Genomic DNA, 24,582 nt, shown 5'->3' on the forward strand with positions numbered 1-24,582 from the left:
CTCGCTCCCACATAGACAAGCCACGCCATGACTGCCCTCCACTACACCATTGAAGCCGCAGACCTGCACGCCCACCTGTTTCGGGTGACGCTGACCATCCCTGATCCGGCTGCGCAACAAACCGTGTCTTTGCCGGTCTGGATTCCAGGCAGCTACCTGGTGCGCGAGTTCGCCAAGAACCTGCAAAACCTGACAGCCCGGCAAGGCCGTCGCACGGTCACGCTCACGCAGCGCGACAAATGCACTTGGGACGTTGCCTGCAAGCCGGGCCAGCCACTGGTGCTGAGCTACGAGGTCTATGCCTTTGACAACTCGGTGCGCACCGCCTGGCTGGACAGCCAGCGCGGCTTTTTCAACGGCACCAGCCTGTGCCTGCGCGTGCACGGACAAGAAGCCCAGCAGCACCAACTGCAGCTGAACCCGGTCAAAGGCCAGGCCGACTGGCAAGCGGCCACGGGCCTGCAGCCGATCAAGACCGACAAAAAAGGCTTTGGCCTGTACCAGGCCGCGCACTACGACGAACTGGTGGACTGCCCGGTGGAGCTGGGCAACTTCTGGAGCGGCAGCTTTGTGGCCTGTGGCATCCCGCACCGCTTTGTGGTGGCCGATGCCCTGCCCTCGTTTGACGGTGATCGCTTGCTGGCCGACACGCAAAAAATCTGCGAAGCCGAAATCCGCTTCTGGCATGGCGCGGGCAAACAAGCCGGCAGCAAGGCCCCGCACCACAATTACCTGTTCATGCTCAACGCCGTGCACGACGGCTACGGCGGGCTAGAACACCGCAACAGCACGGCCCTGATCTGCAACCGGGCCGACCTGCCACGTCAAACAAGCCCGCGCACCAACGAGGGCTACACCACCCTGCTGGGCCTGATCAGCCACGAGTACTTCCACACCTGGAACGTCAAGCAACTGCGCCCCGACACCTTGGCCCGCTACGACTACACGCAAGAGAACTACACGCAGCTGCTGTGGTTCTTTGAAGGCTTCACCAGCTATTACGACGACCTGCTGCTGCGCCGCGCCGGGCTGATCGACGACGCCACCTACCTCAAGCTGCTGGGCAAAACCATCGCCCAGGTGCAGCAAACCCCTGGCCGCCATGTGCAGACCGTGGCGCAGGCCAGCTTTGACGCCTGGGTGAAGTACTACCGACAAGACGAAAACACACCCAACGCCACCGTGAGCTACTACACCAAGGGCGCGCTGGTGGCGCTGTGCCTGGACCTGACGCTGCGCAAAGAAGGTCAGACGCTGGATGCCGTGATGCGCGGCCTGTGGAAACGCTGCAAAGCCGGACCCATGCGCGAACAAGACCTGCTGGACGAACTGCAGGCCCAGACGGGCCGCAGCTGGCAAGCTGAAATCCAGGCCTGGGTGCACAGCACCACCGACCTGCCCCTGCGCGAGCTGCTGGCCGGACAAGGCATAGATGTCAGCGCCGAGATCACCCCCATGGCCCAGCGCCTGGGCCTGCGCGTGAACGAGGCCGGGGGCAGCGTGCACATCAAAAGCGTGCTGCGCGGCAGCGCCGCCGAAGCGGCCGGGCTGGCGGCGGGCGACGAATGGCTGGGGGTGGATGTGGGGGCAAGCCCTGCAGACCGTGCAGCCCATGCTCAAGGCGGCAGCTGGCGTCTGAACAAACTCGACGACTTGCCTGCCTTGCTGGGCAAGGCACACCAACTCGTGGCCCTGGTCTCACGCGACAAACGCCTGCTGCGCCTGCCCCTGAAAGTGCCCGAACAGGCCAGCAGCTGGAAACTGGCGATGCCTGCGGGGCGAAAACAGGGCTGGCCCTCGGTCTGATTTGATCCCAGAGTGAATCCCTGAGTAGATCCCTGCGGCCGAATGCATACGGTGCCGCGAGGCTCCATTCGCGAGCAGGGGCTCGCTCCTACCAAGAAGTGCCCATCGCTTGCGGACAAGCTCCTACAAAAATGTCTGTTGTAGGAGCCCGCCAGCTGGCGATGTCGCATGTCACTTGCCGCGCAAATCCACCACGCGTTTGGCCTTGCCTTGGCTGCGCTCGACGCCGCCTTCGGCCTGGAGTTCAATCGCCACGCTGGAGCCAATGAACACCTTGATCTCGTGCTGCAGCATTTTGGCGGCAGCGCGAGCTTCGATGCTGTCGGGTGACACGCCGGGCTTGGTCTCGACCAGCACTTTCAGATCGTCCATCGGGCCGTCGCGGGTGAGCACGCACTGGTAGTGCGGAGCCAGTTCGCTGCGCTTCAAGATCAGCTCTTCGATCTGGCTGGGGAACACGTTCACGCCACGGATGATCATCATGTCGTCGCTGCGACCGGTGATCTTTTCCATGCGGCGCATGGTGCGGGCGGTGCCGGGCAGCAGGCGCGTCAGGTCACGCGTGCGGTAGCGGATGATGGGCAGCGCTTCTTTAGTCAGGCTGGTGAAGACCAGCTCGCCCATCTCGCCATCGGCCACCGGCTCACCCGTGTCGGGGTTGATGATCTCGGGGTAGAAGTGGTCTTCCCAGATGGTCGGGCCGTCCTTGGTTTCGATGCATTCGCTGGCCACGCCCGGGCCCATGACTTCGGACAGGCCATAGATGTCCACCGCGTCGATGGCCATGCGTTTTTCGATGGCGGCACGCATGTCGTTGGTCCAGGGCTCGGCCCCGAAAATGCCGATGCGCAGCGAAGAAGTCTTGGGGTTGATGCCTTGCCGCTCGAACTCGTCGGCAATCGCCAGCATGTAGCTGGGCGTGACCATGATGATGCTGGACTTGAAATCCTGGATCAGCTGCACTTGGCGCTCGGTCTGGCCGCCGCCAAACGGCACGACCGTGAGGCCCAATTTTTCGGCACCGTAGTGCGCGCCCATGCCGCCGGTGAACAGGCCGTAGCCATAGCTCACATGCACCATGTCACCGGGCTTGGCCCCGCCTGCGCGGATGCTGCGCGCCACCACGGTGGACCAGGTGTCGATGTCTTTGAGGGTGTAGCCCACCACCGTGGGCTTGCCGGTGGTGCCGCTCGATGCGTGGATGCGGGCGCATTTTTCACGCGGCACGGCGAACATGCCAAACGGGTAGCTGTCGCGCAGGTCGGCCTTGGTGGTGAAGGGGAACTTGGCGATGTCGGCCAGGCTCTTGCAGTCATCGGGGTGCACGCCTGCCGCGTCGAACTTGGCGCGGTACACGGGCGAGTTGGCATAGGCGTGCTGAAGCGTCTGTTGCAGGCGCTTGAGCTGCAGACTGCGCAGCTCGTCAATGCTGGCCTTTTCAATCGGCTCCAGGGGGAAGGCTTTGGGGTTCATTCAATACTCCACTTGATCTTTGGGAACAGCGCTGAGGCCTGTGTCCTCGTTGATTTATTCCGGCACCACCGTGCCCGGAATCTGCGCGCTCTTGCCACGGAACATGGCGATGACTTCGCCGTTCTGGTTCGTGACTTTCATGTCATAGATGCCATGGCGTCCGCTCAGGGTCTGCTCGATGCCTTCGCAGGTCAGCACATCGCCCAATTTGCCGGGCTTCAAAAATTCGATGCTGCACCCAGCGGCCACCGCGTTCTTGTTGTAGCTGTTGCAGGCAAAGGCAAAGGTCGAATCGGCCAGCGTGAAGATGAAGCCGCCGTGGCAAATCTGGTGGCCGTTCAGGTGCAGTGGTTTCACCACCATGCGCATCACGGCGCGGCCGGGCTCGCAGGCCAGAAGTTCCATGCCCATGGTGTCTTTGGAAGCCACGTCCACGGCGAACATGGTCTCACCCACCAACTGGGCCAGTGCTTTGGGATCGCTCATCATTCGCCTTTAAATTGGGCTGGGCGCTTTTCGAGGAAGGCATTCACACCTTCCATGTAGTCGTGCGTTTTGCCCAGGGCCGATTGCGTATCGCGCTCGACGTTCAGGTGCGCATCCAGCGAACGCGTGCCCGCATCGCGCAGCAGGTGACGTGTAGCGACCAATGCCTTGGTCGGCATCACGGCCAGCTTGTCGGCCAGCGCCAAGGCGGCGGCCACGCAGTCGTCGGCCACGTCCCAGATCAGGCCCCACTCCTTGGCTTTGTCGGCGGTCAGCTTGTCACCGGTCATGGCCAGCGCCATGGCGCGGGGCAGGCCCAGGCGTTCGACCAGCAGCCAGCTGCCGCCCGCATCAGGGATCAGGCCGATCTTGCTGAAGGCCTGCACAAAACTGGCCGTGGGCGCGGCGATCGCGATGTCGCAGGCCATGGCCACCGAAGCACCTGCGCCAGCAGCCACGCCGTTGACCGCGCAGATGACCGGCATGCGCAGCGACTGCAGGCGGCGCGTGGTGGGGTTGAAGGCATCGTGGATGACAGGACCAGGGTCAGCGCGTTCGAGCAAGCCAGGGCCAGGGGTGAAATCGAGCTCGGAGAGGTCCAGACCGGCGCAAAAGCCGCGACCCGCCCCGGTCAGCACCAAAGCACGCACAGTCGGGTTGGCCTCAGCCTGGTCCAGCGCAGCCCACAGTGACTGGTGCATTTCGCGGGTGAAGCTGTTGAGGGCTTGCGGGCGGTTGAGGGTGACCAGCGCCACAGCGCCTCGCACTTCATACAGCACCGATGCGGTCGATTCGGTCATGTGGTGTCTCCTGAATCCACGAATGTACCATTAACCGACCGCTCGGTTGGTTAATGTTTTCCCTAAGCAAACCGACGCGATATGCCTGCGCGACAGCCCGGTGACAGGGGCTTGGTTATAGTGCCCAACAGTCATTTTCAACTTTGCTGGAGAAGCACTTGAGCTACGAAAACATCGAAGTCCGCACCGAAGGCGGCCAAGTCGGCATCATCACCCTCAACCGCCCCAAGGCGCTCAATGCCCTGAATGGCCCGTTGATGGACGAGCTGGGCCTGGCCCTCAAGGCCTTTGACGCCGACGAAGCCATTGGCTGCATCGTCATCACCGGCAGCGAAAAAGCCTTTGCCGCCGGGGCCGACATCGCCGCCATGGCCAAGTACAACTTCCACGAGGTCTACAAAAACGACTTCATCACCCGCAACTGGGAAACCATCCGCTCGATTCGCAAACCTGTGATCGCGGCCGTGGCCGGTTTTGCGCTGGGTGGCGGCTGCGAGCTGGCCATGATGTGCGACTTCATCATCGCCGCCGACAACGCCAAGTTTGGCCAACCCGAAATCAAAATCGGCATCATCCCCGGCGCTGGCGGCACACAACGCCTGCCCCGCGCCATGGGCAAATCCAAAGCCATGGACCTGGTGCTGACCGGCCGCATGATGGACGCGGCCGAGGCCGAGCGCGGTGGCTTGGTCAGCCGCGTGGTGCCGCTGGACAAACTGATGGACGAAACCCTGGGTGCGGCCCTGATGATCTGCGGCTACGGCCAGCTGGCCACCATGGCCGCCAAGGAAAGTGTCAACCGCGCCTTTGAAAGCGGTCTGAGCGACGGCGTCATGTTCGAGCGCCGCCTGTTCCATGGCTTGTTTGCCACCGCCGACCAGAAAGAAGGCATGGACGCCTTTTTGAACAAACGTGCCCCGAACTTCGTGAACGGCTGAAGCCCCGGGCTTGCCAACACCCCGGCCCGCCGTGCCTGCACGGCGGGCTTTTTTCATGGGCACAACACCAGCGGCCTCTGGCTCTTGCCCACTTGCACTTCACTTTCAGGTTTTCGTGCCGATGTATCCATCAAGCACTCTTGAAAGTTCCCCATGCGAATCACCCCCATCTCCATCGGCCAAACCCTGCGCCCCATGGCCCCTGTGGTCAACCAGATCGACCGTGTGGAAAAACGCATGGCGCCTGAAGCCGTGGCCGGACGAGGCCGGGTGTCTTCGTCCGACAAAAGCGGGAAGGCAGGCAAAAACAGCCGTTTGGGCAGTCAACGCAAAAAAATGAGCTGGAATGGCCTGGGTGAAGCGGTGGACGTTTTCGCCTGAACGCCCAAACCAAAAAGCCCACAGTCTTGCGACTGTGGGCTTTTAATTTGGTGGAGATAGGTGGACTTGAACCACCGACATCAGCATTATGAATGCTGCGCTCTAACCAACTGAGCTATATCTCCGGGTGACGGGTTGGTTTGAAACAAACTGTTTGAAACCGGATGACTGATGTCATCAAGCCAAAAATTATACACAAAATTTGACGGCCCGCGCACCAACCCGGCTAAAGTTCGGTCATGAACTTGACAGGTGGATGGCATTGGCATTGGCGCGCATGGCGATCGCAAGAGCGATGGGCGCCCGCATCGGCCCAGATCTCTGACTGGCTGCTGGCGCAAACCATGCCGCGCAAGCAACTGGTCCTGATCGGCGCCAGTGCAGGCTGGATGCTGCCGACGGCGTGGTTGGCGCAATTTGAAGAAATACACGCATGGGATATCGATCCCTTGGCTGCGCCCTTGTTCCGCTGGCGCCATGAACGCGAATTGAAGCGCCAAGGCACGGCCTTGCACCTTTGCACAGGCGATGGCTTGGCTCAATTGAACGATGCCGTTGATGCCATGCCCGATGCATTTTTTTGGTTTGACAACGTGCTGGGGCAATTGCGCTTCACCACCGAAACGCTGGATGCCGTGGATCGCCGTTTACGCCAACTGCAACACACCCTGAAACCCGTGGCTTGGGGCAGCGTGCACGACCGCATGTCCGGCCCTGCTGTGCAGGGCATCGCTTTGCCCGTGGCACACCAGAGCGCGGCCGGATTGGCCATGGAGACGCCCGAAGGACAAACTTGGTTGCAGCAAATAGGTGCCATCAGTCCTTGGCTGGACCACCTGACCGAGCAAGTATTACCGCAAGGCACACCGGTGCAGTTCACCGCATGGCCTTTCAAGCCAGGCTATGCACATTGGCTTGAAATGGGCTGGTGCCCGGCAACTCAAGCCTGAAGGTCAAGGGACCAGTACTGCCCAACCAGATCGTGGCCAAAAGAATGGTGCCGCTCTTCAGACACCAGCACGAAGCCCGCTTGCTGGTAAATCCGGCGCGCCGCATGCAGGAGGTCATTGGTCCACAACGTGAGCTTTGAATACCCCTTGGCTTTGGCAAACGCAATGCACGCTTCGGTCAGACGCCGCCCCAGCCCTGCACCACGCACCTCGGGCTCCGCATACAGCAAGCGCAGCTTGGCCTCTTGCTCAGACACCTTGACCAGGAACACCGAGCCCACAACCCGACCTTCACGTTCGGCAATCCAGGCGTTCTCCCATGCGGGGTCAAAGTTCTTCACAAATTGCGCCGCGATCTCGGCCACCAGGGCCTCGAACGTGCCATCCCAGCCGTATTCCTGCGCATACAAAATACCTTGGCGGTGCGCGACCCAGCCGATGTCACCGACTTGCAAACTGCGAAAAATGATGGGTGCTGTCATGCTTTTCCTCCACCTTCATAACGCTGACCCAATGCCAGCAACTGCGGCGTTTCAATGACGGCGTTCAAGCCATCGAAGTCCAGCATCTTTTCTTGCCAGGGCCGTGTGGTCTGGTGCGTGTGCAAGCTGGTGTAATAGCCTTGCAGGGTGTGCAGCACCGCACGCGCCGTGCCGCCCGGAAAAATCACGATCTTGAAGCCGCGCTCGCCCAGCTCGGCCGCGCTTTGCACCGGCGTCTTGCCGCCTTCGACCATGTTGGCCAACAGCGGCACCCGCTTTGAAAATTGCGCGCAGGCGCGGTTCATCTGCTCGTCAGACCGCAACGCCTCGATGAACAGCGCATCGACACCGCATTCCAGGTAGCGCTCGGCCCGCTCCAGGGCGGCGTCCAGGCCTTCGACCGCCACCGCGTCAGTGCGTGCCAGGATCAGGGTGTTGTGGTCATGCCGGGCGTCGAGTGCAGCGCGCAGCTTGCCCTGCATCTCGGCCACGGGCACCACGCCTTTGCCGTCCAGATGGCCGCAGCGCTTGGGGAAAGTCTGGTCTTCGATCTGGATCATGGCGGCCCCGGCCCGCTCGAAGTCGCGCACCGTGCGTTGCGTATTGAGCGCGTTGCCAAAACCGGTGTCGGCGTCCACGATGACCGGGATGTCCACCCGGTCGGTGATGTGCGCCAGGGTCTGCGCCACCTCGGTAGCGGTGGTCAGGCCGATGTCGGAGCGGCCCAGACGCGTGTAAGCGATCGATGCACCTGACAGGTACACGGCTTCAAAACCGGCTTGCTGTGCCACCAGCGCGGTGAGCGCGTCATAGACACCGGGGGCCAGCAAGGCTTGCGCTTGCTGCAGGCGTTGAGCCAAAAGGCTTTGGGCCAAATTGTGGGTCTGGCTCATGGTGCCGAGTCTTTCAAAAGTTGTTGTGCGGTATGCGCTGCAATGTGCCCGCCCGCGATCGCGCTGAGCAAACCGTTGCCCGACAAATAGCCCCACACCGCCTGCCCCGACACGCCCCGCGCTGCGCCGCCTGCGGCCAGCAAATTGGGCAAGGGCGTGCCGTCTTCGCGCAGCACCCGGGCTTGGGCGTCAATGTCCAGCCCACCTTGGGTATGGAACAAAGCGCCGGTGACTTTGATGGCATGGAACGGGGCTTGCAGGGCACGTTTGAAGGTGCGGCCCGTGACCGGGTCGGTGCCTGGCTGCACCGCATTCAAAGTGGCTTGCAAAGCCTCTGGCGGGCAGCCAATCAGCTGTGCCAGCGCCATCGCATCACCCGCGTGCTGCACCGCGCCCGCGCCTTGTGCCGCCACAAAGTCAGGGAACTCTTGGGCAAAAGCCAAGAGCGCATCGTCGAACACATTCCAGGCCACACCCCCCGGCTGCGCCAGCACATGCACCGCCGCCTCGGAATAGCCTTGGGTTTCGTCGTGAAAGCGCTGGCCTTGGGCGTTGATCTGCACGCCGCCTTCCATCACCAGCGCCCACGAAATCAAAGCGCCTTGCGGCACGGCCCAGGAGCCGTGCCCCTGGTAAGCGCCCAGATCGGCCAGGCGGGCACCGAGTTGTTGGCCCCAGGTGATCGCACTGCCGTCGTTGCCCACATGACCGGCATAGGTGGCCTCGGCCATCTCGGGCAGCAGGGCTTTGACCATGGCCGCAGACCCGCCAAAACCGTTGCAGGCCAGCAGCACCGCATCGCAGCGGATGCGTTCGATCTGGCCGTTGGGCCTGACAAAGCCCACACCGTGGATGCGTTGCGCATCGTCGGCCCACAGCTCGGTCACCTGCGCCTGCGTGAGCACCACCACGCCTGCGGCATCTGCCGCGGCTTGCAGTCGGCTCATCAGACCCACCCCGGTTTTCTCGGGCACGGCGTGCATGCGGTAGGCGCTGTGGCCGGGGTACAAAAAGTTGTCGAGCACCTGCCAAGGCAGGCCGTGGTGCTCGGCCAGCGCATCGAGCGCCGGGCCGATCTGGCTGGCATAGGCCTGCACCAGATGCGGCGCGGCCTGGCCATGGGCCTTGGCCTGGATGTCGGTGGCGAACTGCGCCACGCTGTCGCTGATGCCCTGGGCCTGCTGCGCTTGGGTGCCCGGCGCGGGCACAAAGCCCGACGACAAAGCGGTGGAGCCTGCGGCAAACGCATCACGCTCCAGCACCACGCAGTCCACCCCCAAGCGGTGCAAGGCCAGCGCAGCCGTGAGGCCACAGGCCCCTGCACCCACGATCACCACCGGCGTGTGGTCATCGGCTTGCAAATCAGCAGCCGGGCGAACTTGCGGCAGCGGCGCGTTCATGGCCTCAGCCCAGTTGCTTCAAAAAGGTGGCGCTGTCCATGACTTCGGCCACCGAGGCCATGTCGGCCAACGCGGCCTGGTGCGCGGCTTCGCTGAAGGCGGCGCAACCATCGGACAACACAATGGCGTGGTAGTCGCGCACATGCGCATCGCGCACCGTGCTGGCCACGCCGCCGTTGGTCACGATGCCGCAGACCACCAAGGTGTCAATACCCGATTTTTTGAGCACCCAGTCGAGCTGCGTGTTGAAGAAGGCCGAATACGCGACCTTGAACACCGACACGTCGACCAGTGGCGCGAGCAGGTCCACATTGGCCTGGCCCCGGCTGCCGGGCGCAAAGTCGCCCTTGCGCAAAAACGGGCGGCGCTCTTTCAGATGCGCCGAAATCATGGGCTCACCTTGCGCATCGGGCCACAGCGTGAACAGACTGGCCGTCACCAAACCGCCACGGCCCTTGATGGCGCGTGCCACCGGGGCCATGCGCTCGGGCAGCTTCACCGCTTCGGCGCTCAGGGTGTTGCCCCGGGCGTAAGCGCCATCGGGGGCCAGAAAATCGTTTTGCAGGTCCACGATGACCATGCCCAGTTTGGCAGTCTTCAGGTTCATGCTGTGCGCTCCACCAGCAGGTTGCCCAGTTTGTCGACCCGGCCTTCAAAGCCGGGCTCCAGCCACACCGTGGTGTCGGGTTGCTCCAGAATCGCCGGGCCTTGCACCACGGTGCCCACGGGCAGGCTCAGGCGCTCGTAGCGCTGCGCCGTCCACCACTGGCCTTGGTGGTAAACCTGCTGCTCGCCCACCGGGGTGGTGCGGCCCTCGCCTTGGGGGGCCAGCACCGCCAGATCGAACTTGGGACGCCGCCCGATGCGGGCATAACGCAGGTTCATCACGCGGATCACCGGGCCTTGCAGCACGCGGCCAAAGGCGTGCTGGTAAGCCCACTCAAATGCGGCCAGCAAGCCCGCCGCGTTCAACTGATCGCGCTTCACGGGCACTTGCAGCGTGTGGGTCTGCCCCATATAGAGCATGTCAAAGCTGATGACCTCGTCCACGCGCACGAAGTTCACACCGGCGGAATCGAGGCGCAGCTGGCAGGCTTCGGCCAGGCTGTCCACCCGCGCCAGCAAGCCCGGCCAGGCCACATCGGCCAAGGCCACGTTCAGGGTCTGCACCGCGTCGTGGCGCATGTCGGCCATCACGCAACCCAGGGCAGACGTCACGCCCGGGTAACGCGGCACGATGCCGGTCGTCACGCCCACCTCGCGCATCATGGCGCACACATGCAGGCCGCCCCCGCCGCCAAACGGCATGTAGGCAAACTGGCGTGGATCGTGCCCGCGCTCGATCGACACCACGCGGATCGCACCCGCCATGCGGGCATTGGCGACCGTCAAAATCGCCTCGGCCGCAGCCAGCGCCGTCAGGCCCAAGGGCTCGGCCACATGCTGGGCGATGGCTTGTTCAGACAAACCCGAGTCGAGTTTTTGCAGCAAGCCGCCGCCCAAAGGCCGGTCGGCCGCAATGCGGCCCAAGAGCACATTGGCATCGGTCACGGTGGGGCGGGTGTTGCCGCGCCCATAGCAGGCTGGGCCAGGAATGCTGCCGGCCGACTCGGGGCCGACCTGCAGCATGCCACCCGCATCGACCGAGGCGATCGAGCCGCCACCGGCACCGATGGTCTCGATCTGGATCATGGGCGAGCGCACCACCAGGCCAAATTCGATGGACGTTTGCGCGGCCAGTGCCGCTTCGCCAGCAGCCACCAGGGACACATCAAACGAGGTGCCGCCAATGTCGCCGGTGATGACGTTCTCAAAACCCGACGCCCGGGCGATCTCGGCGCAGGCCATCACGCCCGCCGCCGGGCCCGACAGCGCTGTGCGCACCGGCACATCGCACGCGGTCTGGCGCGACATCACGCCGCCATTGCTTTGCACGATCAGCAATTCACCGCCAAAACCCTGGGCACGCAGGTCGCCATCGAGGCGCTGCAAATAGCTGCCCACCACGGGTTGCAAGGCGGCGTTGAGCGTGGCCGTCGAGCAGCGCTCAAATTCGCGGATCTCGGGCAGCACTTCGCTGGCCGCCGTCACATAGCTGTTGGGCCAGATCTCGCGCACGGCGGCCACAGCGGCTTGTTCGTTGCTGGGGTTGGCATAGGCGTGCACAAAGAACACGCACACCGCCTCGCAGCCTTCGGCCAGCAAGGCGCGGGCCTGTTCGCGCACTTGGGTCAAGTCGACCGGTGTGTGCAGCTGCCCATCGGCCAACACACGCTCGTCCACCTCCAAGCGCCAGGCGCGGGGCACCACCGGGGTGTAGCTGCCGCGCAGGCCCCAGGTTTGCGGGCGGTCGCGGCGGCGCATCTCCAACACATCGCGGAACCCGCGTGTGGTGATGATGCCGGTGCGGGCGATCTTGCGCTCCAGCAAAGCGTTGATGCCCACCGTGGTGCCGTGCACGATGGTGGCAATCTCTTGGGCCCCATCGGCACCCGTGTTGCCCGTGACTTTGGCGATGCCGTTCATGAAGCCCCGGGCTTCTTCGCCCCGGGTTGACGGCACCTTGACGATGCGGGCCTGGCCGGTTTTTTCATCCAGCACAAACAGGTCGGTGAAGGTGCCGCCCACGTCCACGCCGACCACCCAATGGGCTTGGTTCACAGAATGCTCACTCATGCTTGTTCCTTGGTGTAACCGAGCGCGCTGTCTTTGGCGCGATCCTGCGCCGAGCGCTCAGCAGGAGATCCCCAGCCACCGCCGCCCGGGGTTTGCAGGCGCACGCGGTCGCCTTTTTTGAGGTGGATGCCCAGCATCTTGGAGACCATGGGCGGCGTTTTCCATTCGCCGTTCTGGCAGTACTCAAACACATTGGGCAGCGCAGGCTGGCCGCCGTGGATGCCCTTGGGAGCCGACTTGCCGCGCTCGCCAAAGATGAAGGCCTCGGCGCTGTCTTCGAGCAACTCGATCTCGTAAATCGCCCCCAGACCGCCCCGGTGCTGGCCATCACCGCCCGAGCCGGGGCGCAAGGCCCATTGCGTGAAGCGCACCGGGTAGGCCGCTTCCAGAATTTCCATCGGCGGTATGGTGGCGGTCGAGATCGGCGCATTGCCGTGCGACAGGCCATCGCCATCCGAGTGGCCACCGTGGCCACCCCCAAAAAAGCTGAACATCACCCAGCGCTGGCCCTTGCGTTTGTCGTCGGTGCGGTGACCCGCGATCGACAAGGCGTTGATGGTGCCGTAGGCATGGGCCACGGCCCGCTGCGGGTCGGCCAGGGCGGTGGCACTGAAGATCACGTCGATCATGCGCAAGATGGTTTCGGTGTAGCCACCCACCGGGCGCGGACGCGAGGCGCTGATGACCAGGCCATCGGGGATCACAAAGTCCACCGCATCGAGCACGCCCGCGTTGGCGGGTACATCGGGGAACACATGCTTCAAAGCCACATAACAAGCCGCCACCGCCGTGGCGCGCGAGATGTTCACCGGCCCTGCGCACTGCGCCGAGGTGCGCGAAAAGTCCAGCGTCAGCCGGTCCCCGGCCACCGTCATGTCGAGCGCAATCGTCAGCAACTCGTCTTTCACGCCGTCGTTGTCCAGCACGTCTTCAAAGCTGTAGCGGCCATCGGGCAGGCTGCCGATGTGCGAGCGCATCAGGCGCACAGCGCGGCTGCGCAGCTCCACCAGGGCTTGCGCCACTTTGGCGTCGCCATATTCATCCAGCAAACCATCGAGGCGGCGTGCGCCCAGGTCGAGTGCGGCCAGCTGGCCGTTCAGGTCGCCCCACAGGCTGTCGGGCAGGCGGGTGTTGGCGCGCAAGATGGCCAACACATCGTCATCGAGCACGCCGCCACGCAAGATGCGCACGGGCGGGATCTGCACCGCTTCTTGCCAGCATTCGGTCGCGGCCGGGTTGTAGTTGCCGGGCACCGCGCCGCCCACGTCGTGCCAATGCGCGGCAGACGCCAAAAAGCAATAGAGTTGCCCGTTGCGAAAGCAGGGTTTGACCAGCTTGAAGTCGTTGGCGTGGGTGCCGCCTTCGTAGGGGTCGTTGAACAGCCACACATCGCCCGGCTGCATGCCGCCGCGCTCGGCCGCCACGCGCATGGCGGCCCGCACGGCAAAGGCCATGGCCCCCACAAACACCGGCAGACCGGACTTGCCCTGGATCAGGGTGTCGCCGGTGGTGGCGTCGTACAGGCCGTGGCAGGCGTCGTGTGCCTCGGCAATGATGGGGTTGAAGGCGCTGCGGTAGAGCGTCGCGTCCATCTCGTCGGCGATTTGCTCCAGGCGGCCGCGCAGGACAGCCAAGGTCACGGGGTCCATGGCTGCGGGTTGTGAATGGGAATCCATCGGGTTCATGCAGGCTTTCTTTGTTTGAGCAGGGGCAGCAAGCCCCCTGCATCGACCATGTCCATCAAAAATCGGGGAATCGGGGCACAGGCCAGGCGCTGGCCATTGGCCCGCAGCACCACCGGGGTGTCACCTTCCAACAGCAAGCCCACCCGCTCGCCTTCTTCGATCTGCTCGGCCTCGGGGCAGGTCAGCAGCAGCAGCCCCAAATTGAAAGCGTTGCGGAAATACAGACCGCTGTAGGACGGTGCGATCACCGCCGCCAGGCCCAGATGCCGCAGCACACCAGCGGCCTGTTCGCGGGAGGAACCGATGCCAAAATTGGCCCCGGCCACAATCACATCGCCTTCTTGCACCCCTTTGGCAAAGTCGGCGCGCACGGCCTCCAGACAATGCCAACCGATCACTTCCAAACCGTGCTTCATGTAGGCCCCAGGGGCCAGGGCGTCGGTGTCCACATCGGAGCCCAAGCGCCACACCCGTGCCTTGTCCAATGCGCGCTGCGTCATGCCAGCACCTCGCGTGCATCGCTGATGCGCCCGCGCAAAGCCGAAGCCGCCACGGTGTAGGGCGAGGCCAGATACACGTTCACACTGGCCGGGCCCATGCGGCCTTTGAAGTTGCGGGCGGTGGTCGAAATCACCGTGGAGCCTTCGGGGAACGTCGCGCCGTAGCCTGCGCACGCGCCGCAGCTGTTGGGCAGCACCGTGGCACCGGCGTCTTGCAGGATCTGCATCACGCCTTCTTGCATGGCCTGCGCTTGTTCGCGGGCACTGGCGGGGGCCACCATGAGCTGAACGCCAGGAGCTACGCGCTGGCCTTTGAGCACCGAGGCGGCGGCCCGCAGGTCTTCGAGCTTGGCCCCGGTGCAGGCCCCGATGTAGGCAATGCTCGGTGCCACGTCGGCAAACGCAGACACGTTCCGGGTGTTGGCCGGGCTGTGGGGGGCCGCAACTTGCGGCGACAGGCCGCTGGCGTCAAATTCGTGCTGTTCGCAGTCAGCGCCTTCGTCGGTGCACCAGGCCTGCGCACCCTGCAGGCGCTCGGCAGACACGCCGGTTTTTTGCAGGTAGTCCAGGGTCGTCGCGTCGGCCGCGATCAGCCCGGCTTGCGCGCCCAACTCGGCGCTCATGTTGGACAAGGTCATGCGCTCGGCCATCGACAGCGCCTGCACGGCAGGCCCTGCAAACTCCACCGCTTGGTATTGGCCGCCGTTCATGCCAAACCGCCCGATCATGTGCAGCATCATGTCCTTGGCCGAGACGCCATTTTGCAAACGCCCTTGCCAGTGCATGCGCAAGGTGCGCGGCACCTGCACCCAAATCTGGCCGGTCACGCACGCGCCCAGCATCTCGGTGGCACCAATGCCAAACATGTAGCAGCCAAAAGCGCCGCCCGTGGGTGAGTGCGAGTCGCCGCCCACGCACAACATGCCCGGGTGCAAATGGCCGCGCTCGGGCAACACCACGTGGCAAATGCCTTGGCTGTCAATCACATGCGGCAGCTGCCACTGGCGGGCCGTGTCGCGGGTGATCTGCACGATCTGCTGCGCATCGGCGTCTTGTGCGGGCACATAGTGGTCCAGCACCAGCACCACCTTGTTTTTGTCCCAGATGTCTGCGCCCAGCTCGTCGAGCATGGGCTTGAGACGACGAGGGCCGGACGAGTCGTGGAACATGGCCAGGTCGACGTTGCAGGTCACCACCTCGCCCACGGCCACATGGCTGCGGCCTGCAGCTTTGGCAATCAGCTTTTGTGCCAATGTTTGCGGTGGAAAAACAGTTGTGCTCATTCGGGTTTGGCTCCGGCGTACTGCACCACGGCCCGCCAGCGCACGATCTCGCTGTCGACAAAACGGGCAAACTCTTCAGGGCTATTGCCCACGGGCGTGGCCCCTTCGTTTTCGATGCGGCGCTTGACTTCAGGCGACTGCACTGCAGCGCGGGCCGCATCCGACAGGCGCTTGGCCAATTCAGGGGGCATGCGCCCGGGGCCAAACAAACCAAACCATGCGCTCGACTCGTAGCCAGGCAAAGTTTCGCCAATGGCAGGAACTTCCGGGAAGGCCGCCAGCCGTTTGGGGCTGGTCACGCCCAGGGCTTTGAGCTTGCCCGCCTTGATGTGCGCCTGAACATTGCCGATGGCCGCAAACATCAGATCCACCTGTCCGGCCAACACGTCCTGTACGGCAGGCGCGGTGCCTCGGTAAGGGATATTGACGATGTACACGCCCGATTTCATCTTGAACGCATCGCCAGCCAGGTGCAGCGAAGAGCCCAGTGCGCCGATGGCAAAGTTCAACTGGCCCGGCTTGGCCTTGGCCAGCGCCAGCAACTCGGCCACATTCTTGACCGGCAGTTTTGGGCTGGCCACCAACATGGACGGCGAGGTCGACACCATGGTCAGTGGCGTGAAGTCTTTGACCGGATCAAACGGCAAGCTGGGGTAGAGCGAGGCGTTGATGGCGTGGCTGGTGAAGCTCATGAGCAAGGTGTTGCCATCGGGCGCGGCCTTGGCCACCGCGTCAGCGGCCAGGTTGCCGCCCGCGCCGGGTTTGTTCTCGACCACCACCGTGCGGCCCAGCTGCACGCCCAGCGCCTGCGCCAGCGTGCGGGCCATGGTGTCGGTGGTGCCCCCTGCAGGCGCACCAACCAGAATTTTGATGGGCGGCTGCGATTGGGCTTGCGCCAGACCTGCCCAGCCCATGCAAGTCAGGGCTGTCGCCTGCATCAAAACTCTGCGCGAAAAAGCAATTCGGAATGTCATGAGAAAACCCGTATTGAAGTCAGTGACCGAATGAACTGGCGGTGAAAGACCGTGGCGCGAACCCGCGTCACATCCCCAAATAAGCTTGCCTGAGCGTGTCGCTGGCCAGCAACTCGCCCGGCGTGCCCGCGAAGCGGATCAAGCCGTTTTCCATCACATACGCTCGGTCCGCGATGTCCAGCGACTGGCCCACGTTTTGCTCGACCAGCAAAATCGCCAAGCCATTGCGGCGCAGTTGCGAAATCAAACCGAACATCTCTTCCACCAGCAAAGGCGACAAGCCCAGCGAAGGCTCGTCCAGGATCAGCAAGCGCGGCTCGGCCATCAGGCCCCGGCCAATCGCCAGCATCTGTTGCTCGCCGCCACTGAGCGTGCCCGCCAGCTGCGCCACCCGCTCTTTCAGGCGCGGGAAGGTTTCATAGACCTTGTCTAGGTTCTGAGTGCGCCGCTCGCGGCCCCGGGTGAAAGCGCCCAGCTCCAGGTTCTCGTGCACGCTCAGGTTGGGGAAGACTTTGCGGCCTTCGGGCACCTGGATCAAACCGTGCAAGACCACTTGCTTGCTGTGCTGGCCCGTGAGGTCATGGCCATCGAACTGCACCCGGCCTGCCCGCGTGGCCACCAAACCGCTGAGCGTGTGGTTCAGCGTGGTTTTGCCCGCACCGTTGCTGCCCAACAGCGCCACCAGCTCGCCCGGCATGACCTGCACATCGACACCGCGCAGCACCTCGACCGCGCCATAGCCGGATTTCAGGCCTTGCACATCCAGCAACGGGGCGTTCATGCCTGCACCTCTTTCTGACGGGCGGCGTTCTTTTGCAGCCGCTCGGCTGTGCCATGGCCCAGATAGGCCTCGACCACGGCTTTGTTGTTCGTCACCTCAGCCGGTGTGCCATGGGCGATCAGCTGACCCTGCGCCAGCACCCAGACTTCTTGGGCCAGGCTCATCACGGCCTGCATGACATGCTCGATCATCAGCACCGTCACGCCGCTTTGGGCAATGCCTTGCACCACCGGGATCATCTCGGCAATCTCCTGCGGGTTCAGACCCGCCAGCACTTCGTCGAGCAGCAGCAGGCGCGGGCGGGTGGCCAGCGCACGCGCCAGCTCCAACCGTTTGCGCCCGGCCACCGTGAGGTCGCTGGCCAGTTTGTCCAGTTGCGGTGCCAGGCCCACTTGCTTGGCCACCGATTCGGCAAATTCGAGCGCTTGCGAACGGCCCGGCAAATGCAGGTGTGCCCCCACGGCGATGTTTTCGCGCACGGTTTGCGCCGCAAACGGCTGCACGATCTGAAAGGTGCGGGTCAGGCCCATGCGGGCGTTCAGGTGGGGCGGCTGGCCGGTGATGTCCTGCCCGGCAAAAACCACACGGCCAGTGTCGGGCACCAGAAAGCCCGACATGAGGGCAAACAAGGTGGTCTTGCCCGCGCCGTTGGGCCCGATCAGGGCACTCAGACGCCCTTCGGTCACCGACAGGCTGACGTTTTGCACGGCTTTGAGCCCGCCAAAGGACTTGCCCACGCCCTCGATTTGCAGCAGCGTGCTCATGGTTTTTCTCCATCCGAGGATTTGCTGCCGCGCAGCCATTGCTGCGGCGTGATGGCCCCGAGCCCCGCGATACCGCGTGGCAAGAACATCACGATCAGGATCAGCACCGAGCCGTAAATGACCATGTTGATGCCGGGCAGCTGGCCGAACAAATTGCGTGTGAGGTCGGCCAGGATGTGCAGGCTGATGGCCCCCAAGAGCGGCCCCCACAGCGTGCCCAGGCCACCCACAATCGCGCCCACCAGGGCCTCGACCGAGGTGTGCGAACCAAAGGCGATGCCCGGGTCAATGTACTGGAAGACCTGCACATAAAACGCCCCACCTGCGCCCATGAGGCCGCCCGACAGGATTGTGGCGATCAGCTTGACGCTGAACGGGTTCACGCCAATGGCGCGGGCCGCGTCCTCGTTGTCGCGCACCGCTTGCAGATAAGCGCCAAAGCGCGAGTGCCGCAGCCAGGCGGTGATGCACAGCGCCAGCGTGACCAGACCCAGCATGAGCCAGATGAAGCCAGAGCGGCTGGCAAACTGCATGTTGGCGGCAGACTCCTTGAGCGGCAGCATCAGGCCCACGCCTGCGCCAGTGAAGGGCACCGAGGTGGCCACGATGCGGAACACCTCGGCAAAGGCCAGCGTGACCAGCGCGAAATAAGAGCCCTTGAGGCCGTAGCGAAACGATGCCGCGCCGACAAACGCGCCCACGCCCGCCGCCAAAGCCATGGCCAGCGGCAAGGCCACCCAGGGGCTCAGGCCCCACTGCATTTGCGCGATGGCCTGCACATAAGCGCCGGTGCCAAAAAACAGCGCATGACCAAAGGAAAACTGGCCACCAAAACCGCCGAGCACGTTCCAGGCCTGCGACAGCAAGCAGGCATACAGGGCCGTCATGACGAAGTTGAGTGCCACGCCCGACTGCGTGAACAGGGGCACCGCCCCCACCAGCAGCGCAAACAGCGCGATGTTGCGAAAGTCTTTCATGCCTTCGCTCCAAAAAAGCCTTGCGGTCTGAGCAAGAGCACCACAATGAAAATCACAAAAATCCCCACTTGGCCCAGCGATTCACCCAGCAGCAAACCACCCAGCGACTCGACCACGCCGATCAGGAAGCCGCCCAACAAGGCCCCGGCAAAACTGCCCATGCCGCCCAGCACCACGATGGTGAAGGCCACCAGCACAAAGCCGTTGCCCACCTGCGGGTTGACGTAATAAGCGGGCATCAAAAAGCAGGCCGCAGCGCCCAAGCTGGCCATGCCCAGCCCGAAGCACATGGCGTACACATGGTCCACATCGATGCCCATGAGGCGGGCCCCTTGCTTTTCCTTGGACACGGCGCGAATCGCCCGACCCAAGTCGGTTTTTTGCACGATCAGCAACATCACGGCAGACACAACCAAGGCCCCGGCAAAGGCCACCAGCTTGGGCAAGGCAATGAAGGCCGGGCCGATTTCGACGGTGGTCAGTGTGTAAGCGGTGTCGATGCTGCGGGTGTCGGACTTGAAGAACAGCAGCGCCAGGTTTTCGAGCACGATAGACACGCCCAGCGTGACCAGCAGAATGTTTTCGTCCTTGCCATGGCTGGCGCGGTTGATCACACCGCGTTGCAGCGCATAGCCCAGCACGAACATGGCGGGCACCATGATCGGCAGCGCCAGGTAGGGGTCGACCCCGAGCTTTTCCTTGAGCATGTACACGCCATACAGCGCCACCATCAAGGCCGCGCCGTGCGCGAAATTGATGATGTGCAGCACGCCATAAATCAGCGTGAGGCCCAGCGCGATCAGTGCATAGACGGCACCGGTGGTGATGCCGTTGAGCAATGAGGGAAACAGGATGTTCAAGTCAAGCATCGGGGTGCCTTGGCGATCAGCACTTGAGCGGGAAGACGGGATCGACTTCGCGGTAGTCGCGCGGCACGATCACCTTGATGTCACCCTTGTAGACCTGGGTCATCAGGGGCTGCGCACCCATGTTCTGGCCATTCACAAACTGGGTGGGACCATACGGCATGATGTGGTTGGCAAACTTGCTCGAAGCCAGTGCATCGGTGATGGCGGCACGGTCAGGCGACTTGGCGCGTTCGATCGCATCGGCCAGCAGCATCATGGCGGTGTAGGTCATGAACACTTCGTAGCTGAAGAACTGGCCTTGCGCTTCTACGCGCTTTTTGAGCTCGGCCGAGCGCTTGTCCTTGGGGTTGAACCAGTGATTGCAGTCAATAATGCCGCTGGCCGCTTCGGGGAATTCCTTGACAAACTTGTAGCTCGACGCCGCACCGCCCAGCACCGAATAAATGGCCTTGGGCGTGATTTTTTGCTGCTGCAAGGTGCGCACCAGCAGGGCGTATTCGTTGTAGTAGTTGGCAGGGATCAGTATGTCGGGGTTGACCTGCTTGATGCGCAGCGCGATGTTGTTGAAATCACGCGTGGGGTTGGCGTGCTTGATTATCTCTTTGACCTCGTAGCCGTAGCCAGGCAGCTCCTTGGCCAGCAGATTGGCGGTGCCGGTGCCAAACAAAGATTCTTCGTGCACGATCATCACGGTGCGGGCAGGCTTGCCTGCGGCGGTGTTGAGGGCGTGCAGGCTGGCCACCGCCACTTCGGCGCATTTTTTGTAGCCAGGGCCAAAGCGGAAGGTATTTTTCAGGCCGCGCTCGACGATCTGGTCGGCCACGCCAACGTCGACCACATGGGGCAGGTTGTATTTGGCCGCGGCTTGCGTGGTGGCCAGGCAAATGGCCGAGGCGAAAGCACCGACGACGGCGCTCACACCGGCTTCGTTCATCTTCTCGATCTCGGCCGTGCCCGCTTGCGGGCTGGACTGGGCATCGCCCAGCATGGCTTCGATCTTGGCACCGCCCAGCGACTTGATGCCACCGGCTTTGTTGATGTCTTCAATCGCCATCAAAGCGCCTAGGCGGCACTGCTGACCCGAATAGGCGAGGGCACCGGTGACGGGGTGCAGCACACCGACTTTGACGGGCTTGGGCTGGGCCCCGCTCACCAACGGAAATGCAATGGCAGAAGCCGCGACAGCGGATTGGCCCATGAAATGGCGACGTGTGGTCATGTGAACATCCTTTATGAAAGTCAGTGAAAGTTGGCGGACAACTCCTGGCTTACCCACACCTTGGCATCGATGCTGCCAACGCGGGATAACTGCATCTGGTATTCGTACCGGTCCGGTCGGTACAAGCCATGCAACCATTGAACGGGACGCTCGTCCTCGTCATAAATCAAACGCCGCACCGCCAGCAAGGCCGATCCGACGGAAACATCCAAGTGTCTGGCCATCACCACATCGGCCAAACGGGCTGAAATGGTTTGCTCGGCACGGCCCACCTTGACGCCCGACTCTTCGAGCAACACAAGAATGGGCTTTTGCGCCAGCTCGCGCTTGCCAAAGCCCGATGAGATCGCATCCGGCACCCAAGTGGTGATGTGCGACAAGGGCCCTTCGGGTGTGCTGCGCACACGTTCGGCTTTTTGAACCAAGGCCGCGTTGGGCAGCTTGAGTGCTGCGGCCACATCCACAGGCGCACGCATGCGCTCCACGCTCAACACCTTGACCTTGGTGCGCATGCCCATGGTGACCAGGTTCTCCAGCAAACCCGTCAGGCGGGCCTGCTGCCCCATGGCCATGGTTGATGCCTGCATCTGCACCTCTTGCGCACGTGCCGACACGGGCCGTGTGCCGCGCCCGGGCTCGCGCTGAATCAAACCCTCTTCGGCCAGCTGCGACAAAGCCCGACGCACCGTGACACGGGCCACACCGAACTGCCCCATCAAGGTCAGCTCGCCCGGCAAACCGTCGTCAAAACGGCCTTCGCGCAACTGCTCGCGCAGCACCAGATAAATCTGGTGGTACTTGGGCAAAGGCAGATGTGCGTCCATGCCGCCATCGTCAAACAGTCCTATTGTTCTGTCAATAGGACATTTAGGTCTTATTCATGGGACATTTCACCCGGGATTTCCCTAATAAATGGCCGCCTCAATGCCCCAAAACAGGGATGTCTTGCACGTCACGCATAGCGCTGGCGCAAATCGCGCTTGAGCAATTTGCCACTCGGGTTTTTGGGCAGGGTGTCGGTAAAGACCACGCGCTTGGGCGTTTTGAAACCGGCCATGTGCTGGGCGCAGTGCGCGATCACGGCGGCCTCGTCCAGCGTCTGTCCGGCCTTGACCACCACCACGGCTGTCACGGCCTCCACCCACTTGGCATCGGGCAAACCGATCACCGCCACTTCGCTCACTTGCGGCAGGCGGTAGATCATCTCTTCCACCTCGCGGCTGGCCACGTTTTCGCCGCCGGACTTGATCATGTCCTTCTTGCGATCCACCACGGTGATGTAGCCCTCGTCGTCGATGATGCCCAGATCACCGCTGTGGAACCAGTCGCCCTCAAACGAAGCTTTGGTGCGCTCGTCGTCGTGAAAATAGCCGAGCATCAAATGTGGTGAGCGGTGCACGATCTCGCCCACCTCGCCCACGGCCACGTCCTGCATGTCGTCGTTAACCACTCGGGTCTCGACGTTGCGCACGGCTTTGCCGCAGGAGCCGGGTTTGCGCAGCTGGTCTTCGGGGGCCAACATGGTGGCCAGGGGCGCGATTTCGGTCTGGCCATACAGGTTCCACAGCCGCACCTTGGGCAGGCGCGAGGCCAGCTCTTTCAGCACCTCCACCGGCATGATGGACGCGCCGTAATAGCCCTTGGCCAGTCTGGCGAGTTTGCCCGCATCCATGAGTGGCGAGCGCAGCAGCGCAATCCACACTGTGGGCGGCGCAAAGAAGCTGGTGATACCGAACTTTTCGAGCATCGGCAGCAGGTTGTCGGGCGTGGGCTTGGACGTGATCACGTTGGTGCTGCCCATGTAAATGGCCGGGCCAAAGAACACATCGAGTTGCGCGCAGTGGTACAGCGGCAGCGCGTGCAGAGCCACATCAGCCTCGGCGATCTCGGCATCGATCACGCAGCTGACGTACTGCCACATGACCGCATCGTGCGTGAGTTGCGCACCTTTGGGCGAGGACTCGGTACCGCTGGTGTAGACGATCTGCGCCACATCGTGGCTGCCCAGCTGCACATCGGGCAGCGGGTCGGTGCAGGCGGCCAGCACGTCAAAGCTGTGCATGCCCGCCACGGGCTGGCTCAGGTCTTCGGAAGGCAGCCAGATGAACTGCTGCACCTGCGTTTCGAGTTTGGAAGCGGCCTGCGCCAACTCGGCCAAGCCGCTGTCAGTGGCCAGGGTTTTGGCACCTGCGTGGCGCAAGATGAACGCCACCTCTTCGGCCTTGAGCATGAAGTTGATCGGCACCATGACCGCGCCACGGCGGGCCAACGCAAAGCGCAGCGCCGCAAAACCGTGCGAATTGCGCGCCAGCACCGCCACCTTGTCGCCCTCGGCCACGCCGATGCTGGCCAGACCTGCGGCCAAGCGGGTCACCAGCGCGTCGAACTCGGCATAAGTCCAGGTGGTGGTGCCGCAAACGATGCCGGTTTTAGCAGGCAAACGGATCGCGGTGCGGCGCAAGGCATCGGCAATGGTCTGGCGGCGAACGGCGGGGTGGATGGTGGTGGACATGATCGCGGTCATCGAGAAGGCTCCTGCATCGATATGATCGGAACATTGAACACCAGACCCGCGAGATTTCCATTGGCACTTCCACCACCCTCTCCCCGAAAACTGTCACATACGCGAACCGTGGTGTACCAAGGCTTTGACCGTGAAGACGGCCTGTGGGACATCGAAGCCGAATTGACCGACATCAAAACCTACGGCTTTCAAGTGCCCAACGAACGTCCCTTCCCGGCCAATGAACCCATTCACGGCCTGAAGATCCGCGTTACGCTCAACAACAAAATGGTCATCCAGGACATCGTCACGGCGATGGACAACATCCCCCACCCCGAATGTGCAGGCGCACCGCACGGCATGCACAAACTGATTGGCAAAACCATGGGCCCGGGCTGGCGCAAGGTCATCAACGAACACATCGGCGGCACCGAAGGCTGCACCCACCTGCGCGAGCTGCTGTTCAACATGGCCACCGCCGCCTACCAGACCCTGCCCGCCGGGCAATGGCACCGCCGCGAACAAGCTGGTCAACCCCAACCCGAAGTGACCAAAGCGCCCTACCACCTGGGCCAATGCCACAGCTGGGCCTATGACAGCCCGACGGTGCAGCGGGCTTATCCGATGTTTTTCAGGCCGAAGGCGATTGAGTAGAGTAAAAGTTGAATATCTGCTTGCTGATTGCTCCGTGATTCAAGCGCCAGCAGTGCTCTTGCCTAGGACCTGCAACAGCTAGTCGGCA

At 63.1% G+C, this 24,582-nt stretch carries 24 protein-coding genes and 1 tRNA gene; 5 read left to right on the forward strand and 20 right to left on the reverse strand.

All coding sequences use genetic code 11. The features are described from left to right. Nucleotides 1–27: 27 nt before the first annotated feature. Nucleotides 28–1,806 (forward strand): M61 family metallopeptidase, encoded by a 1,779-nt coding sequence (locus ACZ5VE_RS12020; protein ID WP_464455391.1) that lies wholly within the window; start codon nt 28–30, stop codon nt 1,804–1,806. Between the two features lie 171 nt (nt 1,807–1,977). Here ACZ5VE_RS12020 and paaK read toward each other — a convergent pair whose 3' ends face one another. Genes paaK through ACZ5VE_RS12035 form a run of 3 tightly spaced genes read right to left on the reverse strand, consistent with a single transcriptional unit; the run spans nt 1,978 to nt 4,565 of the window. Continuing rightward, nucleotides 1,978–3,279, reverse strand: a complete 1,302-nt coding sequence (gene paaK, locus ACZ5VE_RS12025) for a phenylacetate--CoA ligase PaaK (RefSeq protein WP_464455392.1) — start codon at nt 3,277–3,279, stop codon at nt 1,978–1,980. A 54-nt stretch (nt 3,280–3,333) separates the two neighbouring features. Beyond that, nucleotides 3,334–3,765, reverse strand: coding sequence for a hydroxyphenylacetyl-CoA thioesterase PaaI (paaI, locus tag ACZ5VE_RS12030; RefSeq protein WP_464455393.1), 432 nt, complete (start codon nt 3,763–3,765; stop codon nt 3,334–3,336). Next, entirely contained in the window at nt 3,765–4,565 is an 801-nt protein-coding gene (locus tag ACZ5VE_RS12035; RefSeq protein ID WP_464455394.1) for an enoyl-CoA hydratase-related protein, read from the reverse strand. Before ACZ5VE_RS12035 ends, paaI begins: the two co-directional genes overlap by 1 nt. A 158-nt stretch (nt 4,566–4,723) precedes the next feature. Here ACZ5VE_RS12035 and ACZ5VE_RS12040 point away from each other — a divergent pair, with 158 nt between their 5' ends. Continuing rightward, nucleotides 4,724–5,503: an enoyl-CoA hydratase gene (locus tag ACZ5VE_RS12040; protein WP_464455395.1), complete on the forward strand. Its 780-nt coding sequence runs from the start codon at nt 4,724–4,726 to the stop codon at nt 5,501–5,503. A 153-nt stretch (nt 5,504–5,656) separates the two neighbouring features. Further along, nucleotides 5,657–5,884 carry a hypothetical protein gene (locus ACZ5VE_RS12045; protein WP_464455396.1) on the forward strand — a complete coding sequence of 76 codons (228 nt, stop codon included), beginning with the start codon at nt 5,657–5,659 and terminating at the stop codon, nt 5,882–5,884. A 48-nt stretch (nt 5,885–5,932) separates the two neighbouring features. On the opposite strand, the gene ACZ5VE_RS12050 is transcribed toward ACZ5VE_RS12045, so the two are convergent. Beyond that, nucleotides 5,933–6,009, reverse strand: a tRNA-Met gene (locus tag ACZ5VE_RS12050). A gap of 114 nt (nt 6,010–6,123) precedes the next feature. On the opposite strand from ACZ5VE_RS12050, the gene ACZ5VE_RS12055 reads away from it, so the two are divergent. Beyond that, complete coding sequence (locus tag ACZ5VE_RS12055) at nt 6,124–6,834, forward strand: hypothetical protein (protein WP_464455397.1); 711 nt, start codon at nt 6,124–6,126, stop codon at nt 6,832–6,834. Here the strand turns inward: ACZ5VE_RS12055 and ACZ5VE_RS12060 are convergent. From ACZ5VE_RS12060 to ACZ5VE_RS12135, 16 genes are all read right to left on the reverse strand, one after another. Then, nucleotides 6,825–7,316: a GNAT family N-acetyltransferase gene (locus ACZ5VE_RS12060; protein WP_464455399.1), complete on the reverse strand. Its 492-nt coding sequence runs from the start codon at nt 7,314–7,316 to the stop codon at nt 6,825–6,827. The two genes, ACZ5VE_RS12055 and ACZ5VE_RS12060, sit on opposite strands and share 10 nt — an antisense overlap. Next, the gene (locus ACZ5VE_RS12065) at nt 7,313–8,209 is read right to left on the reverse strand and encodes an isocitrate lyase/PEP mutase family protein (RefSeq protein ID WP_464455400.1); all 897 of its coding nucleotides are present in this window, start codon (nt 8,207–8,209) and stop codon (nt 7,313–7,315) included. Before ACZ5VE_RS12065 ends, ACZ5VE_RS12060 begins: the two co-directional genes overlap by 4 nt. Then, nucleotides 8,206–9,609 (reverse strand): FAD-dependent oxidoreductase, encoded by a 1,404-nt coding sequence (locus ACZ5VE_RS12070; protein ID WP_464455401.1) that lies wholly within the window; start codon nt 9,607–9,609, stop codon nt 8,206–8,208. Before ACZ5VE_RS12070 ends, ACZ5VE_RS12065 begins: the two co-directional genes overlap by 4 nt. 4 nt (nt 9,610–9,613) lie before the next feature. Beyond that, entirely contained in the window at nt 9,614–10,216 is a 603-nt protein-coding gene (locus ACZ5VE_RS12075; RefSeq protein ID WP_464455402.1) for a cysteine hydrolase family protein, read from the reverse strand. Then, nucleotides 10,213–12,285: a hydantoinase/oxoprolinase family protein gene (locus tag ACZ5VE_RS12080; RefSeq protein ID WP_464455403.1), complete on the reverse strand. Its 2,073-nt coding sequence runs from the start codon at nt 12,283–12,285 to the stop codon at nt 10,213–10,215. The genes ACZ5VE_RS12075 and ACZ5VE_RS12080 overlap by 4 nt, the downstream gene beginning before the upstream one ends. Further along, entirely contained in the window at nt 12,282–13,970 is a 1,689-nt protein-coding gene (locus tag ACZ5VE_RS12085; protein WP_464455404.1) for a hydantoinase B/oxoprolinase family protein, read from the reverse strand. The genes ACZ5VE_RS12080 and ACZ5VE_RS12085 overlap by 4 nt, the downstream gene beginning before the upstream one ends. Further along, nucleotides 13,967–14,470 (reverse strand): LeuD/DmdB family oxidoreductase small subunit, encoded by a 504-nt coding sequence (locus tag ACZ5VE_RS12090; RefSeq protein WP_464455405.1) that lies wholly within the window; start codon nt 14,468–14,470, stop codon nt 13,967–13,969. Before ACZ5VE_RS12090 ends, ACZ5VE_RS12085 begins: the two co-directional genes overlap by 4 nt. Beyond that, a complete protein-coding gene (locus tag ACZ5VE_RS12095) occupies nt 14,467–15,753 on the reverse strand; it encodes a 3-isopropylmalate dehydratase large subunit (protein WP_464455406.1) in 1,287 nt (428 codons plus the stop codon). The genes ACZ5VE_RS12090 and ACZ5VE_RS12095 overlap by 4 nt, the downstream gene beginning before the upstream one ends. Continuing rightward, on the reverse strand, nt 15,750–16,691 hold the full coding sequence (locus ACZ5VE_RS12100) for a tripartite tricarboxylate transporter substrate binding protein (protein ID WP_464457497.1): 942 nt from the start codon (nt 16,689–16,691) through the stop codon (nt 15,750–15,752). The genes ACZ5VE_RS12095 and ACZ5VE_RS12100 overlap by 4 nt, the downstream gene beginning before the upstream one ends. A gap of 103 nt (nt 16,692–16,794) precedes the next feature. After that, a complete protein-coding gene (locus tag ACZ5VE_RS12105) occupies nt 16,795–17,508 on the reverse strand; it encodes an ABC transporter ATP-binding protein (RefSeq protein WP_464455407.1) in 714 nt (237 codons plus the stop codon). Then, nucleotides 17,505–18,272: an ABC transporter ATP-binding protein gene (locus ACZ5VE_RS12110; RefSeq protein ID WP_464455408.1), complete on the reverse strand. Its 768-nt coding sequence runs from the start codon at nt 18,270–18,272 to the stop codon at nt 17,505–17,507. The genes ACZ5VE_RS12105 and ACZ5VE_RS12110 overlap by 4 nt, the downstream gene beginning before the upstream one ends. After that, the gene (locus tag ACZ5VE_RS12115; RefSeq protein ID WP_464455409.1) at nt 18,269–19,249 is read right to left on the reverse strand and encodes a branched-chain amino acid ABC transporter permease; all 981 of its coding nucleotides are present in this window, start codon (nt 19,247–19,249) and stop codon (nt 18,269–18,271) included. The genes ACZ5VE_RS12110 and ACZ5VE_RS12115 overlap by 4 nt, the downstream gene beginning before the upstream one ends. Next, entirely contained in the window at nt 19,246–20,118 is an 873-nt protein-coding gene (locus ACZ5VE_RS12120; protein WP_464455410.1) for a branched-chain amino acid ABC transporter permease, read from the reverse strand. Before ACZ5VE_RS12120 ends, ACZ5VE_RS12115 begins: the two co-directional genes overlap by 4 nt. Nucleotides 20,119–20,134: 16 nt before the next feature. Further along, complete coding sequence (locus tag ACZ5VE_RS12125; RefSeq protein ID WP_464455411.1) at nt 20,135–21,337, reverse strand: ABC transporter substrate-binding protein; 1,203 nt, start codon at nt 21,335–21,337, stop codon at nt 20,135–20,137. Between the two features lie 20 nt (nt 21,338–21,357). Next, a complete protein-coding gene (locus ACZ5VE_RS12130) occupies nt 21,358–22,161 on the reverse strand; it encodes a GntR family transcriptional regulator (RefSeq protein ID WP_464455412.1) in 804 nt (267 codons plus the stop codon). A gap of 128 nt (nt 22,162–22,289) precedes the next feature. Further along, nucleotides 22,290–23,849 (reverse strand): acyl-CoA synthetase, encoded by a 1,560-nt coding sequence (locus ACZ5VE_RS12135; RefSeq protein WP_464457498.1) that lies wholly within the window; start codon nt 23,847–23,849, stop codon nt 22,290–22,292. Between the two features lie 33 nt (nt 23,850–23,882). On the opposite strand from ACZ5VE_RS12135, the gene ACZ5VE_RS12140 reads away from it, so the two are divergent. Continuing rightward, complete coding sequence (locus tag ACZ5VE_RS12140; RefSeq protein ID WP_464455413.1) at nt 23,883–24,494, forward strand: DUF2889 domain-containing protein; 612 nt, start codon at nt 23,883–23,885, stop codon at nt 24,492–24,494. The last annotated feature ends 88 nt before the right edge of the window (nt 24,495–24,582 follow it).

The sequence above is a fragment of the Limnohabitans sp. INBF003 genome (assembly GCF_055396645.1).